At 67.1% G+C, this 12,825-nt stretch carries 17 protein-coding genes and 4 pseudogenes; 8 read left to right on the top strand and 13 right to left on the bottom strand.

Translation table 11 applies throughout. The annotated features are described in order from the left end of the window. Window positions 1-70: 70 nt before the first annotated feature. From AB0399_RS10010 to AB0399_RS09975, 8 genes and pseudogenes are all read right to left on the bottom strand, one after another. Window positions 71-370, bottom strand: coding sequence for a SpdD protein (locus tag AB0399_RS10010; RefSeq protein ID WP_366410932.1), 300 nt, complete (start codon window positions 368-370; stop codon window positions 71-73). Window positions 371-395: 25 nt separating this feature from the next. After that, a pseudogene (locus AB0399_RS10005) lies at window positions 396-589 on the bottom strand (hypothetical protein). A gap of 16 nt (window positions 590-605) precedes the next feature. Next, window positions 606-797 carry a mobile element transfer protein gene (locus tag AB0399_RS10000; protein ID WP_366410931.1) on the bottom strand — a complete coding sequence of 64 codons (192 nt, stop codon included), beginning with the start codon at window positions 795-797 and terminating at the stop codon, window positions 606-608. A 14-nt stretch (window positions 798-811) separates the two neighbouring features. Further along, window positions 812-1,405 carry a DUF2637 domain-containing protein gene (locus AB0399_RS09995; protein WP_366410930.1) on the bottom strand — a complete coding sequence of 198 codons (594 nt, stop codon included), beginning with the start codon at window positions 1,403-1,405 and terminating at the stop codon, window positions 812-814. 28 nt (window positions 1,406-1,433) lie between these two features. Continuing rightward, window positions 1,434-1,643 (bottom strand): hypothetical protein, encoded by a 210-nt coding sequence (locus AB0399_RS09990; RefSeq protein WP_366410929.1) that lies wholly within the window; start codon window positions 1,641-1,643, stop codon window positions 1,434-1,436. Between the two features lie 68 nt (window positions 1,644-1,711). Next, window positions 1,712-3,074, bottom strand: a pseudogene (locus AB0399_RS09985) (FtsK/SpoIIIE domain-containing protein). A 5-nt stretch (window positions 3,075-3,079) separates the two neighbouring features. After that, window positions 3,080-3,430 (bottom strand): hypothetical protein, encoded by a 351-nt coding sequence (locus AB0399_RS09980; protein WP_366410928.1) that lies wholly within the window; start codon window positions 3,428-3,430, stop codon window positions 3,080-3,082. A gap of 177 nt (window positions 3,431-3,607) precedes the next feature. Next, window positions 3,608-4,396: a GntR family transcriptional regulator gene (locus tag AB0399_RS09975; protein ID WP_366410927.1), complete on the bottom strand. Its 789-nt coding sequence runs from the start codon at window positions 4,394-4,396 to the stop codon at window positions 3,608-3,610. A 106-nt stretch (window positions 4,397-4,502) separates the two neighbouring features. On the opposite strand from AB0399_RS09975, the gene AB0399_RS09970 reads away from it, so the two are divergent. The 5 genes from AB0399_RS09970 (at window position 4,503) to AB0399_RS09950 (ending at window position 7,140) form a co-directional block, all read left to right on the top strand. Beyond that, window positions 4,503-4,910, top strand: coding sequence for an NUDIX domain-containing protein (locus AB0399_RS09970; RefSeq protein ID WP_366410946.1), 408 nt, complete (start codon window positions 4,503-4,505; stop codon window positions 4,908-4,910). Window positions 4,911-4,956: 46 nt separating this feature from the next. Continuing rightward, entirely contained in the window at window positions 4,957-5,373 is a 417-nt protein-coding gene (locus AB0399_RS09965) for an ATP-binding protein (RefSeq protein WP_366410926.1), read from the top strand. After that, complete coding sequence (locus tag AB0399_RS09960) at window positions 5,370-5,684, top strand: hypothetical protein (RefSeq protein ID WP_366410925.1); 315 nt, start codon at window positions 5,370-5,372, stop codon at window positions 5,682-5,684. Before AB0399_RS09965 ends, AB0399_RS09960 begins: the two co-directional genes overlap by 4 nt. Beyond that, window positions 5,638-6,150: a hypothetical protein gene (locus tag AB0399_RS09955; protein WP_366410924.1), complete on the top strand. Its 513-nt coding sequence runs from the start codon at window positions 5,638-5,640 to the stop codon at window positions 6,148-6,150. Before AB0399_RS09960 ends, AB0399_RS09955 begins: the two co-directional genes overlap by 47 nt. 759 nt (window positions 6,151-6,909) lie before the next feature. Continuing rightward, window positions 6,910-7,140 carry a hypothetical protein gene (locus tag AB0399_RS09950; protein ID WP_366410923.1) on the top strand — a complete coding sequence of 77 codons (231 nt, stop codon included), beginning with the start codon at window positions 6,910-6,912 and terminating at the stop codon, window positions 7,138-7,140. Here AB0399_RS09950 and AB0399_RS09945 read toward each other — a convergent pair. Beyond that, window positions 7,129-7,896 (bottom strand): IS5 family transposase, encoded by a 768-nt coding sequence (locus AB0399_RS09945; protein ID WP_366410922.1) that lies wholly within the window; start codon window positions 7,894-7,896, stop codon window positions 7,129-7,131. The genes AB0399_RS09950 and AB0399_RS09945 overlap by 12 nt on opposite strands. Before the next feature lie 313 nt (window positions 7,897-8,209). Between AB0399_RS09945 and AB0399_RS09940 the strand changes: the two genes are divergently transcribed. After that, complete coding sequence (locus tag AB0399_RS09940) at window positions 8,210-8,578, top strand: hypothetical protein (protein ID WP_366410921.1); 369 nt, start codon at window positions 8,210-8,212, stop codon at window positions 8,576-8,578. Window positions 8,579-8,667: 89 nt separating this feature from the next. Here the strand turns inward: AB0399_RS09940 and AB0399_RS09935 are convergent, their stop codons facing one another. Both AB0399_RS09935 and AB0399_RS09930 read right to left on the bottom strand, forming a co-directional pair. Then, window positions 8,668-9,444, bottom strand: coding sequence for a transposase (locus tag AB0399_RS09935; RefSeq protein WP_366410920.1), 777 nt, complete (start codon window positions 9,442-9,444; stop codon window positions 8,668-8,670). 26 nt (window positions 9,445-9,470) lie between these two features. Further along, entirely contained in the window at window positions 9,471-10,016 is a 546-nt protein-coding gene (locus AB0399_RS09930; RefSeq protein ID WP_366410919.1) for a hypothetical protein, read from the bottom strand. 401 nt (window positions 10,017-10,417) lie between these two features. Here AB0399_RS09930 and AB0399_RS09925 point away from each other — a divergent pair, with 401 nt between their 5' ends. Then, window positions 10,418-10,927: a hypothetical protein gene (locus tag AB0399_RS09925; protein WP_366410918.1), complete on the top strand. Its 510-nt coding sequence runs from the start codon at window positions 10,418-10,420 to the stop codon at window positions 10,925-10,927. On the opposite strand, the pseudogene AB0399_RS09920 reads toward AB0399_RS09925, so the two are convergent. Beyond that, window positions 10,863-11,435: pseudogene (locus tag AB0399_RS09920) on the bottom strand (transposase); the annotation flags it as partial. The gene AB0399_RS09925 and the pseudogene AB0399_RS09920 sit on opposite strands and share 65 nt — an antisense overlap. Before the next feature lie 7 nt (window positions 11,436-11,442). Then, entirely contained in the window at window positions 11,443-11,742 is a 300-nt protein-coding gene (locus AB0399_RS09915) for a winged helix-turn-helix domain-containing protein (protein WP_366410917.1), read from the bottom strand. Window positions 11,743-11,991: 249 nt separating this feature from the next. On the opposite strand from AB0399_RS09915, the pseudogene AB0399_RS09910 reads away from it, so the two are divergent. Then, a pseudogene (locus tag AB0399_RS09910) lies at window positions 11,992-12,325 on the top strand (transposase); the annotation flags it as partial. Window positions 12,326-12,825: the final 500 nt, after the last annotated feature.

The following is a 12,825-nucleotide window of genomic DNA, read 5'->3' as shown; positions in this document are numbered from 1 at the left end:
CGTGGAGAGGGCTGCCGGGGCGGCGGATGCTTGGCGGTATCGGTGCCGCCCCGGCAGTTCGGTGGAGCAGTCAGCGGTGACGCTGGGGCGCGAGGAGCGAGCGCGCGACGACGGCGACGACGGCGACCGAGACGGCCGCGACGGTGACGGCCACCAGGAGCGCGGTCAGGACCACGCCGACCGCGACGACAGCGGCTACAGCTCCGGTGACCACGCCGAGGGTGGGGGCGATGCGTCGGGCCGGGGTGGCGGTTCGGGGTTGCTGGCACGAGCAGACCGGCGCGTGAGTGAGCTGGACCGGTGCGGTCGGCGCGTTGACGTACTGAGTCGAAGAGACAGGGGTCTGCGGGTATTTGGGGGTCAGGAGCACGACGGGACCTCTCTTAACTACTCGTCTAGGTGCGTGTGCCGTTGACGACACCCACTCGGTACGGGTGCTGTGGTCGATGGCGGGGGCGAAGACGGTGTGTGCGAGGTAGAAGCCGAACAGGGCGATCACGACGGCGACCCAGATGCGGATGCCGAGGAACTTGATCGCGGCCCAGGTGATGAGGCCGAGGGCGACGACCAGGGGCAGGCTGACGGTCACGGGTGGGCGGTTCCTTTCAGCGGACGGCGCAGCGGTGGGTGCGGGCGGCCAGTTCGGCGGCGGCGCGGGAGTCGTAGTCGGCGGAGAAGCCGCAGCGCGGGGCGGTGCAGGCGGCGGTGTGCTTCTCGCGGCCGCGGTGGTCGTAGGCGGTGCCGACCTGGACGGGCCCGATGCGGATCAGGTTGCGGAAGCGGCGGTTGGCGGACACGGGGCGTGCTCCTTTCAGAGCTGGGAGGCGATGGCTTCGGCGAGGGGTGCGGGGACGCCGAGGCGGGCGCGCAGGGTTGGGGTGTCGATGGCCGCGCCGGTGCGGGTGTGGTGGTCGGCGGCGACCTTGCGGGCGTGTGCGACGAGCGCGGCCGGGACGGCGGGAGCCGGTAGGGCGGGTGCCGGGGCAGGTTCCGGAGTCGGTTCTGTGGTGATCGGGCCAAGGTCGGGCAGCGGCGGATCAGGGGCCCGGTCGTGGGCGAGAAGCGTTCCGCCGAGGAAGGCCACCGCCGGCCAGCCCGCGACGAGGACGCGTAGCCAGGCCGGGACCGGGTGCACGGAGAGCAGTCCGGCGGTGGCGACGTTGGCCCCGAGGGATGCGGTCAGCGAGATGACGAACCAGCACCAGGCCGCGGGCTTTCCGGTGCCGGACCTCAGCCGCCGCCAGGCCGCGACGAGGAGCAGGTCGACGGAGACGGGGTAGGCCCATGCCTTCCAGCCGTGTTGTCCGGCCACGTTGGCGATGTCGTGCAGGTGGGCGAAGGACAGCGCGGCGGCGATGACGGCTTGGACCAACACCGCATCGACACGGGCCAGGCGAGCGCGCATGGCGTTCTGGTCCTTTCTGCCGGAGGTGTTAGTCAGTGGCTTTGAAGTCGTTGGCACGGGTGCGGGCGAGAGCAGCGACGTCCGCCGCTTCTGCGTCGCCGGGCGTGTCGGAGGCGATGCGTTCGAGGAGATCGGCCTTGCGGGCCATCAGTTCGGCGTAGTCGCCGTTGCCGTCCGTACGGAACGCGGCGAGGTCGGAGAGGAAGGCGGACAGCTCACGGGGCGAGGGGCGGATCATGTGCCTGCCTTTCGGTTCAGGGCATGACGGGGTAGGGACGTGGCGCATGTACGGATGGCGGTTGAGGGTCAGCCAGTGACGGGGCGGGACTTGACCAGCGGCGCGGGCAGATCGGCGGACCGTGGAGGCACGGCGGGCCGGAAGGGCTCCAGCGCGGGCAGATCGGGTACCCGGTCCGCGGAGGCATCACAGATGGCCGCCGCGTCGCCGAGCGACAGATACGGGGTGCGGATGCGGGACCAGCCGCCGGAGGTGTCCCCGGCGACGGCGAGACCAGGCCGTTCGGGTGCGATGGCGCAAGCTGCGCTGACGGCTTCGGGTGCGATGTCGGCGAGGGCCATTTTGGCGGAGGCTTCGTCGTTGACCCGGTGGCAGACGCGGCCGGTCAACTGGGCCCGGAGCATGGTCGCTCCCTTGCCGAGTTCTGCGCCGAACCGCTGGCCGCAGACCTCCAGGTAGATGCCGGCGGCGCGGCCGAGTTGGGCGAGGCGGATGAGGTGGGTGACCATCTCGTCACGCCGTTCTTCCTCCTTTCTCGTGGCGACGAGGAACAGTTCGGCTACCTCGTCCACGAACAGGACGATGGGCACGGGTCGTTCGGACGCGGGCAGGCCCCAGATATCGGAGGTGATGTCCTCGTGGGGTGTCGAGGAGGCGATGCCCTGGCGGGCCTTGATCAGGTCGTAGCGCTCCTCCATCAGCCGTACGAGCACAGGCAGCAGCTCGGCCGCTTGGTCCGGATCGGTGGCGAGCGCCGACAACCGGGCGGCGAACGGCGCCAGTTCAGTCGATGCCGACCAGGGCAACGGGTTGGGGTGCGAGCCCGGCGACCAGGTGGCGCAGGTACATGGACTTGCCCGCCAGCGTGGCGCCGAGGGTGAGTTGGTGGGGTATCGCGCGGTAGTCCCGCACGAAAGCCGTCGCGTCCTCCCGCAGCGCCACCGGCACCTTGAGCAGGCCGCAGGGCGTACGACGCGGCATGCGGACTTTCCGCAGGACGTCGAAGCCGACGAGCCGGAGTTCGACCACGCCCGGCTTGACCACCGAGACGTAGACGGCGTGGACTCCCCAGGCATGCCGGAGCCGTTCGGCCGAGGCCGCGACGTCGGCGGGTTCCTGGCCGGGAGCGAGCCGTATCCGGAGCCGGAGACCGGTCGACGTCGGGCGGATGATGCCCCGCCGAGGGGGAACCGGCCGTATCTCGCGCCGGGTGGTGGCCCGTACTGCCAGGGCCCGAAGCCGGGAGGGCGGCACAGTCAGCCCGCAGGCGTCCATCACGGACGTGTAGGAGCCGAGCAGGCGGGCGGTCGACAGTGGCAGGCCGACCATGGACCAATAGGCGGCCGGTTGTTCGGCCCGGAGGTAGGCGCCACCGCCACCGACAACGGCGAGGGTGCCGCCCACCTCCATCAACGTCCCTAGGTCCGGCATCGTGGTCAGGCCCCCACATGGGCGAGGAAGGCCGACGGGGTCACGGCGGCGGCGCGGTAGGCGATCCCGTGCCGCTGCTGGCCGTTGAAGGTGCTCTCCCACGGCCGGGCCACCAGGCCGGGCAGCGCGACCGGGCCGCCCAGTGCCAGCCCCTCGCTCACCCCGCTCTGCGGAACGGTGACCTTGATCAGCGAGGACTCCCCTTCCTCGATGTAGACGACGCCGAGGGTCATCAGGGTCTCGCCGGTGTTCGCGTCGGTGGCGATCTCGCCGGTCTTCCGGTCCTTGATCTTCGTTTCCGGAGCCTCGGTCAGCAGGATGGTGGCCGCCGAGGTCTCTACGCGACTGGAACGCACAGTCGAGTCTCCTCACAGTGTGACAGCTAGTCGTCTAGACAAGTTCCATTCGTTGCACCCGGAGGCCCGGGCACGAGAACCACTGTGCCACACATCCCGCCTACTCGTCTATACGAGTTTGCCTCTGGGGGCGTACGAGTAGCGGGAGTTGAATACCCGTCACGCCATCTGCCCTGGTCACGTGGCCGGGAGTTGGTAGGACAACACGTACGCATCGGCCGCCATCACGGTGTCGCAGACCTCGACCGCGCGCCCCTTGGTGTCGAAGGCAGTGCGGATCAGGTGGATGACGGGAACGCCGGCGGCCAGACGCAGGGACCGGACCTCATGCGGTGCGGGCATCCGGGCCCGGATCTCTTCTTCGAAGTGGTCGAGGCGGTGGCCGAGTTCTTCCAAGCGGGCGTAGATGCCGCCGGGGCCGGGGCTCGGCTCGGCGATCTGGGTGCCGCGGGCGATGTCCAGCGGAAGGTAGGAGCTGGCGGTTTCCACGGGTCGGCCGTCGAGGAGGTAGCGGCGGTGCCGGGCCAGCACGCGGCGGGGGCCGCCGAGGCGAGCGGCGACGTCCTGGGTCGGCCGTTCTTCCTTGATCTCCAGGTTGTCCACGGTGGGATGGCTACCTGCCGCGTCGGCCTCCACGGTGAACGCGGACTTGCCCTGCTCGCGGTGCCGGCGGGCGAAGCGATCCGAGGCCAGCCGCCGCACCGGGGGCCGGGGCCGCACGAAGACGCCCTTGCCGTGCTCGGAGAAGACGAGCCCTTCGCCCTGGAGGACAGACAGGGAGTTGCGGACGGTCATCCGCGAGACGCCGTAGTGGTCGACCAACTCCGTTTCGGACGGGAGCTTGTCGCCCTCGGAGAAGCGTCCCTTGTCGATGGCTTCGCGCAGTTGGTCGGCGATCTGCCGGAACACCGCGCGGTCGCTGGTGGGATCCAACGCCCCGAGGACGCCGGAGGGGATAGCGGGCATGCGTACTCCTTTGGATATCTAGACGAGCGGCTGACTGTTGTTGCTACGGTGGAGAGCCTAGCCACCCGAGAGGATCAGGCCCGTGCCAGTCGAGCGCCCGCACTCCGTGAGCGTCGCCGGGGTCATCGTCGATGACGCCGGGCGGGCCTTGCTGATCAAGCGCCGGGACAACGGCCACTGGGAACCGCCGGGCGGAGTCCTGGAGGCAGGGGAGACCATCCCCGACGCTCTCCAGCGCGAGGTCCTGGAGGAGACCGGCATCAAGATCGCCGTCCCCGCCGTCCTGACGGGTGTCTACAAGAACATGACAGGCTTGATCGTCTCCCTGGTGTTCCGGTGTGAGGCGATCGACGGTCAGCCCACGACGGGGGACGAGACCCGCGCCCTTCGCTGGGCCGCGCGTGAAGAAGTCACCGAACTCGCGGACGAGGCATACGCGATCCGTGTCCTGGACGCCCTCGACGCCGCATCCCCGCCAGCCGTACGCGCGCACGACGGCGTGAAACTCATCTAGCTCGAACCAGCTACCCATGGCGGCCCACCAGCATAAAGGAACTTGTATGGACGAGTATACGAGTAGAGTTCGGGTCTGGGGACTCACTTGCCCAGGTTCACCGGAAGAAGTGGGCCGCGCCCGCCGCTGGACCCGCGACATCCTGCGGGAATCGCCGTGCGCCGATGACGCCGCCCTGATCGTCACCGAACTGGGCGCGAACGCACTCCTCCACACCATCAGCGGCGACCCGGCCGGCACCTTCCACATCACACTCGCCGTGTCCGCCCAGCTCGTATCCATCTCGGTCACCGACTCCGGCGGAACCAAGACCGCCCCCCGAGTCGAGCGCCCCACCGTCGAGGACACCCACGGCCGCGGACTCAGCATGGTCAACGCACTCGCCCAGCGCGTCGAGACCCACGGCGACCGACACGGCCACACCGTGACAGCCCACCTCCACCACACCGGCGGCGGCCGATGACCCACCACCACGAGGAAGCGCATCCCACCACCCACGATCCGTGGACCATCGCGCGCATTCAGAAAACCCTCACCCGCCCGGCCGTCGTCCACCGCTTCCTGACGGACATCAGCCACGCCCCCGAGCACCGCGTGAAGGAGGTCTTCACGACCTGGCGACGCATCGCCGCAGTCATCGAAGCCCGCACACGCACTCCGATGAACCTCAGCCCGTTCGAACCGGATAGCCCTCACTCCGAGACCTCCACGGAAGGAACGAACCGTGATGACCACACGAACCACCCCACCGGAAGCCGACACGACACCCCGTGACGCATTAGGCGCCACGACCACCCGCGATCACGGTCGATCCGACCGCACCTGGACCATCGCCACCACCACCGGCCACACCATCAGCGGCTACCTACCGCCCTGGTCCCACAGCGACCCCACCGCAACCAACGTGCCAGTGGAACACCTGGGCGTCACCCTGGCCGACATCAACCACTTCGCCCCCATCTCCGGACAGCATCTGACGATCACCACCGGCGACAGCCCCTGCACCACCGTCGTCTTCAGCGGAAGCATGGAATGCAACCCCTACGCCGAGGACCCCGAACCCCGCGTACCGGTCGTCAGCCTCCAACTCGTCGACGACTGCTGGCTCCACAACCTCGACCCTGACCAACTCGTCGACGTCGCCGCCAAACTCCGCGCCCAAGCAGACCACCTCGAACACCACGTACGCCCCGCCCTCATCGCAGCCCGCGAAGACTGGACCACCCACCACACCACCTGAACCCTGCTTCCAACCCCAGGCCCCGGCCACCGCCACCAGACGCGACGGCCGGGGCTTCACCGTCCCACCACTGAGTAACAACCTTCTTTACGGGTTCAAGGCGCCGCGCGAGCGCGCCGCGCGGCGCTCGTCCGGACCGCGCGCCGCCGCTCCTGCCTTCGTCCCGCTCCGGCGCGCAGCCCGGCCGGCGCCGCACAGCGACAGCAGGCTCCAGACGGTGGAGGTGAGAACGATGCGGGGCTCCACCCCACACCCCGGCCCTCTCTCGGAGGGTGAAGGGGCCCGGTGTTCGTCCGCGGGTTGTGGGTGGTTGAGGGGTGGTGGGGCGCGGGGTTGGGTTCCTCCTCGGTCGGGCCCCGGTGGGGTACCAGGAACCTCCAGGGGCCGCCAAGGCCGGAGCGCACGCGTCACGGGGTGAGCCTTGGCGGCCCCTGGAGAACCCTGGTAGGCGGGAGCCGCCCGACCGAGGAGGGAACCCGCCCCGCTCCGGTTGGTGTTCCGCCGAACGGCCGGCCCGGCACGCTGGACTGCCTGTCGCCCGGTGTGGCCGCCGTCCGCGCATGACCGTCGCGGGTGACGGCAACGCTGACGGCAACAAAGGCAGACACCAGCACACATCCACGGACCTCAACGGACCTGTAAACCGCCCCCGAACGGGACAAATGCAGGTCGGAGAAGGCTCGCTCCCACACGTACTATGTGATGGTCGGATCGACGCCGATCTTGGTTCACAACTGCAATACAATTTCCGAATCAACGATGAACCACGTCCTTAATGGAGACATCAACGAGGACGGAGAGTTCGGGGGCTGGCATATGTACCCTGGAAACGATCCTGAAGGCTACCCCGAGAGCCGTTTCATCAATGGCGAGATGGTCACGAACGCAGACGGATCTGTTTCGGTCCGCGGGACTGTTGGTTCCTATGACCCGGAGAATTGGGATATGACGCCCAAGTCGAGCATTGAGCCTTTTCCATCATCGGTCTGAGCTGGCCAGATGCAGGGTGAGGACGGCTTGGACGAGTGCGGTGATCCGGGTGGTGGAGCACCGGATTTTGCGCAGGAGCCGCCAGTTCTTGAGGGTCGCCATGGCCTGCTCGACGAGTGCGCGGATCTTCGCGTGGGAGCGGTTCACCGCCCTCTGCCCTGGTGAGAGGGTGTCCCATCGTCCCCAGTACGGGATGCGGACCGTGCCGCCGGCGCCGCGGTAGCCCTTGTCGGCCCAGCAGGTGACATGAGCCCGGTCGAGGGCGTCGATGATGCCGTGTTCTCGGGCTGCTCGGATGTCGTGGACGGCTCCGGGCAGGGCCGGCGAGGCCCACAGCAGTCGGCCGGACGGATCGGTGAGGACCTGCACGTTCATGCCGTGCTTCTTGTGTTTGCCAGAGTAGAACGGCCGGTCGGCGGCGATCCGGTCGATGGGCAGGACAGTGCCGTCGAGCAGGACGAACGCTTTCCCCGATGCTTCGTGGACGGCTTGTTCGAGCGTGGGTGCCAGGGCGCCCAGGGCATCGACGGCTTCGGTGATGTACCGGTACGCGGTCGTCGTGCCGATGCCGAAACCGGCTGCGAGTTGGGCGTAGGGATGTCCGTTGCGGAGGTGGGCGACGGCGAGCAGCGCCTGTCGGCCGGCGCTGAGCCGACGCCACCGGCTGCCGATCGCACGGCGACGTTCGCGCAGGCGGGCGCTGAGGAAGCGAAGATGCGAGCTGGACAGGTCCAGGTTGGACGGGTAAACAAGCACGTGAAGCCTCTGGTGACACGGGAGATCTTGGTCGTGACCCCGTTTAGCAGGGGCTTCACTCGTCTGTCACGCCAACTGCCGCACTGGCAGGGCAGGATGAAAAAGGCTCATTGGCCATACCTTCTTCCCTGAAGGCTGGGGCCCTAAGGAAATCCAGGCCGCTGGTGAATATCTCTTCGCAAATGGGGAGTACAGCAACGCGGGCACTCGTGTAGCCGGTCCGTACGGGGGCGTCGAGATGATAGGGTACCTGGAAAAAGGTGCTGATGGCCTGTACTCGCCTTCCACCTTCTTTCCGACGGGAGGATGAGCCATGGCTGAGAATCAGGTGACGTGGGATTTCGCCTATGCGGGTGGAGTCTGGCAGCCCACCCGCACCCCGCAGGCGGACGCCAACTTGCTCGTGGCCATCGAGACGTTGGCGATTTCTTTCGGCAAACGGGCTTATGCTGTCTGTCAATTTCTCGAAGCGCTTGACGGGCTGGCACCCTCTTTCCCCAACTCCGGTACCGTCAATACCACCACCGCATACGTCAAGAAGTCCGAAGGTGGTGGCTTCGAGATTTGCGACAAGTATGGGCAGTTCGATAATGTCGCCATTTCGGAAGCGGAGTTGCGCTCTACGCTCTCTGCTCTTCTGGTGAGAATTCAGACGGATTTCCCAGAAATCGATCAATCGTGATCCAATTTCGCTTTGTTGTTGTCGAACTAAGGCTTGTCCCGTAAATGATCTTTGAGTCGTCGCATGACGTACCACTCCGCGGCCTGCATCTATCCGGTGAGGGCCAGGTTGTGTAGGCGTGCGATGCCGAGCATGGCGTGGTGGACACCATCGCCTTTCAGGCGGCAATCGCGAAGGATCTTCCAGCTCTTCATGCGGGCGAAGACGTGCTCGACGCGGGCTCGGACCTTGCGGTGGGAAGCGTTGTGTTCCTCTTTCCAAGCTGGGAGTTCGGCCTGGCCTGGTTCGCGGCGGTGCGGGATGACCAGGCCAGTGCCCCGGTAACCGCCGTCCGCGATCACGGTGGCATAGCCGGCAGCGGCCCTCGCGCCGGACAGTTCCCACGCCTTGCAGTCGTGGCGGTTCCCAGGCACCGGCCGTCCGACCACGACAACCATCCGTGTGTCTGCGTCGATGACCACTTGGTGGTTGGTGGAGTACCTGTAGTTCTTGGACTGCTCAGCGGTGCTGTGGTCGCGCGTGGGCACGAGCGTGCCGTCGACGATGAGAACGGTGCCGGCGCGAAAGCGTTGCCGCTGCTTGAGCGCCAGCAACGGTCCGACGTGGTCGATGATGCGGTTGGCAGCTGACTTGGAGATGCCAAACAGCGGGGCAAGCTGGCGCAGTGTCAGGTTGGTTCGCCAGTACGCGGTGACCAGCAGTACCCGGTCTTCCAACGGCAGTGACCAGGGGCGCCCGCGGCGAGTCAGCACCGCGCCTTCTCGGCGCAACACAGCGATCAGTCTCCGAAAGTTGTGCGGTTGCAGCCCGCTGAACGGGGCTATCCAATGTGGTTCCGACGCCGTGATCACGCCAGATCGTTCCACACCTGTGGACCTCGGAGAGTCGTGGCTCAGACGCAGCGGTTCTCCCGGTGCTCCACGGAACCCACGTGTTCCATGCGCCGGATCTCACGCTCGGCCGCTTCCAGGTGCCCGAGGTCGAGGGCCATCGCGGCACGTCCGGCGACGTAGAAGATGTCCTGTCGGGTCCGGCAGTCCAACCCCGGTTGGCGACACAAGGCCAGGAACCGCACTTCGAGACTGAGTTCGATGCGGCCCATCTCGTCCCGAACACCGACGGGGAGTGCAGCGTGCCGGAGATCCTTGGCGTAGTCACGCGTCTGCCGGTCGGCCTCGTCCGGCCGGGCTTCAACGGGACGATAGGGGTGATCGGCCCACTCCGTGTCAGCCCACCAGGCGAGTTCGTCCAGGTGCTCCGAGGCGACCGCCAAATCCGGCGGCGAGGTGGAGAGGGCCGTGTCCGCGTCAGCAACCAGCTGGGCGAGACGGCGCCGCGCGTCGTCGTCCCCTGCCACGCACATCGCGACGAAGCCCGACAACACGTCAAGCCGGCGCGACACCTCCGCCCGCTGCCAGATCTCGTACAGTCCGGCCATCTACTGTTCCCTCTCCGCCGACCGCGTCTCATCGCCCCCGAACCCTATGACGCGCCCCGGTCGGCGGGTACAGCGGTCTTCCCGGGCTCAGCGAATGAACCTCATGCCAACTCGGTGCGGCGCACGGTCGCCTCGCACAGCTCGTGTTTCAGCGAACGAGGGCTTCTTGATCATTACGGGACAGCCCTTAACCCCGATTTTGCTGCGAGCCTAAGAACTCGCATCTTCACGCAGATGAATCCAGATCATGTCTCGGAGTTGCAGTTGAGCGGTCCGGATGATGCAAGCAACCTGCATCTTCTGGATGCCTTTAGGAATCAAGATATTGGTAGGCAAATCTGGGGACAGATTCGCGGTCTCCCTGACTACATGCCCATCAGCATCTCTATTGAAGGCCCGCCATGATCTCACCTGAAGTTCCACGGCTCCTGTCTATGGCACGCGAAGCTGTGCAGCAGGATCCAGAGTGGTCGATCATGAATTCCGTGCCGGCGGGTGGGAGTGTGCCTGTCGGTATGGAGGGGCCGAGCGAGTACCTCGAACTGCTCGGGATTGTGAATGGTGGCATCTTCGGTCGGGTGGTCATTCTCGATGCCAATACTGTGGCGAAGATGCAGTTCTATGCCGATGAAACAGAAGGGGCCCCGGTTCACCTCGAGCGCGACAACTGGTTCTGCCTGGGCAAGGTGAACGACGATCCCGTCTTCGTCGACAGGGCAGATGGATCCGTGTGGGGGTTTCCGGATAGGGGAGTCATCTGGTGGCAGAGCGACGTTTTTGAATGCTGGGCTGAGAGCGTTGGCGACTTTATCCTTGATTCCGCTCTCGGGGGGAGATGTCGCCACGTCACTGGCGCATCGGAGGATGATCAATGGTGGCGCTTGCTAAGGCATATTGGCCGAGGTGAATAAAATATGACTTGGAGCCTTGTCGGATCTGAACCGGCAAGGCCCCAAGGCGTTTGGCGGCAGTAGTTGACGGCAACGTCAGCGGACGGGTGCTGCACAAACCGGCGGATCGCCGCCGTCGCCCGGCCCGGGGGTGGCCTCGGCGAGGTTGTCGAGGGCCTGTGATGCCTTCGACAAGGTTGAGGTCGGGTGCGTAGAGCGGCGGGTTGTAGATGGTCAGCCAGTCACGCGCTTCGGCGAATTCGCGCAGGCCGGCGGCTTTGTGGACGTTGAGGTGCTCCCAGATGTGGACGATCGGGCCGCCGAGCTGCTGGTGGGTGGCGGTCAGGAGGTCGCGGTAGTCGAGCCAGGAGAAGCTCTTGCGTCCGTCGCGTTGGCCGTCGTCCCTGCCCGGCCGGTAGATCAGCCGGGAGCGGTGGCCGGGTTTGTGGCAGGTCAGTGCGGCGATCGATACGCGGCTACGGGACCGGCCGCGGACCCGCACCACCGGGGTGCGGCCACGCGGTGACCAGTCGCCGCTAGCCTTCCGCGCGTGGCCAGACCTCCTTGAACCACCCGGCCACGGCGTTGTGGTCCCTTTCCATGGCGCGTCGGGCCGGGACCTGACAGGACCAGCCGTCGCGGACCAGCAGTTTCCGTACGCCCTGGATGGTGTAGGTCAGGTGGAAGCGTCGCCCGATCACGGTCTTGACCCGGGGCAGGGTCCAGCGCTGGTCCTCCCAGCCGTGCGCGGCCGGCCCCTTCGCCAGCTCCGTCTCCAGCTGGGCGAACTGCCTCTCGCTCAGCCTCGGCAGCGACGCCGGGCCCTGCGACCGCAATGAGCGTGGACCGCCCTCGGCCCACGTGTGACGCAATCGCTGCATCGACCGGCACTGACTCGCAGGTCTCCGGCGATGGACGTACAGCCTTCACCCCAGGCGAACCGCTCAGCCGCCGCAAGTCGTAACTCCTCGCGCTTGCACTGTCGTCCGGCGGTCAGCCCCCCAACCGATACCGCATCCTCCCGGGATACCGCAGACGGGCACCGAACGTCAGCCCCTACGACTCCACGAGTTCAATTTCAGTAACTGTCGAAATCACAGGTCAGCCCGATGGCCAAGCACCTGGACGAACAGGTCGCGGCCTTCGTAGCCGTCCGCTGGACACGGGGCCGTACGCGTTCGTCCGGGTGGACGCCCTGACGCAGAAGGTCCGGGAAGGCGGCCGGGTCACAGGCGTCCGCGCGCTGGTCGGGGTCGGGGTCAATGCCGACGGGCACTGCGAGATCCTCGGTCTGGACGTGACCACCGCCGAGGACGGCGCCGCCGGCCGGCGTTCCTGCGCTCCCTGACCGCCCGCGGCCTGGGCGGAGTCCAGCTCGTGATCTCTGACGCCTACACCGGCCTGGTGGGCGCGATCGCACAAACCGCCGTACACCAGAGCCTCCAGCCCGCAGGAACCCCGCTGGGCGGGCTGGTCTTCGCCGGCTTCGACGGAGCGCCACTGCGACCGCAGCGAGTGCTGGACCCAATCCGCCACCGAAGCGATGAAATCGGTCTGCCCCGCATCGGCCTGCACGACCTGCGCCACCCCACGCTGGCCACCACCGTCAACCTCTACGGACACCTCATGACATACGCCGCCCACGACGCCACCACCGCGCTGGCCGCCGCCCTCGACCAAGCCGACCACGAACGAGCCCAGCGCCCTCAAGCCCCCGGCACGCGGCGACTCGCCGCCCGAGGGTCCTCAAGGGGTGACGGCACGTCAGCGCCCCACCGTGCGCGGGTGTTGTCGCCCCTACGCGACAGCACCTGGGATACCAGAAACCCCGTCGTCGACAGAAAACGCGAACGCGCAGGTCAAGCCCGGGTGGGCCCACCGAGCGCATCACGGCCGGCGCGACAACGTGCGACAACCGC

The sequence above is a fragment of the Streptomyces sp. NPDC088194 genome (genome assembly GCF_040702025.1).
Classification (GTDB): Bacteria; Actinomycetota; Actinomycetes; order Streptomycetales; family Streptomycetaceae; genus Actinacidiphila.
This window is presented reverse-complemented; position numbering and strand designations above follow the sequence as displayed.

What these genes read in the sequence shown, in the direction of transcription:
- AB0399_RS09995 (WP_366410930.1), bottom strand. Translation starts at nt 1,405, where the DNA reads ATGCGCGCTCGCCTGGCCCGTGTCGATGCGGTGTTGGTCCAAGCCGTC.
- AB0399_RS09990 (WP_366410929.1), bottom strand. Translation starts at nt 1,643, where the DNA reads ATGATCCGCCCCTCGCCCCGTGAGCTGTCCGCCTTCCTCTCCGACCTC.
- AB0399_RS09975 (WP_366410927.1), bottom strand. Translation starts at nt 4,396, where the DNA reads ATGCCCGCTATCCCCTCCGGCGTCCTCGGGGCGTTGGATCCCACCAGC.
- AB0399_RS09965 (WP_366410926.1), top strand. Translation starts at nt 4,957, where the DNA reads ATGGACGAGTATACGAGTAGAGTTCGGGTCTGGGGACTCACTTGCCCA.
- AB0399_RS09960 (WP_366410925.1), top strand. Translation starts at nt 5,370, where the DNA reads ATGACCCACCACCACGAGGAAGCGCATCCCACCACCCACGATCCGTGG.
- AB0399_RS09955 (WP_366410924.1), top strand. Translation starts at nt 5,638, where the DNA reads ATGACCACACGAACCACCCCACCGGAAGCCGACACGACACCCCGTGAC.
- AB0399_RS09950 (WP_366410923.1), top strand. Translation starts at nt 6,910, where the DNA reads ATGAACCACGTCCTTAATGGAGACATCAACGAGGACGGAGAGTTCGGG.
- AB0399_RS09940 (WP_366410921.1), top strand. Translation starts at nt 8,210, where the DNA reads ATGGCTGAGAATCAGGTGACGTGGGATTTCGCCTATGCGGGTGGAGTC.
- AB0399_RS09930 (WP_366410919.1), bottom strand. Translation starts at nt 10,016, where the DNA reads ATGGCCGGACTGTACGAGATCTGGCAGCGGGCGGAGGTGTCGCGCCGG.
- AB0399_RS09925 (WP_366410918.1), top strand. Translation starts at nt 10,418, where the DNA reads ATGATCTCACCTGAAGTTCCACGGCTCCTGTCTATGGCACGCGAAGCT.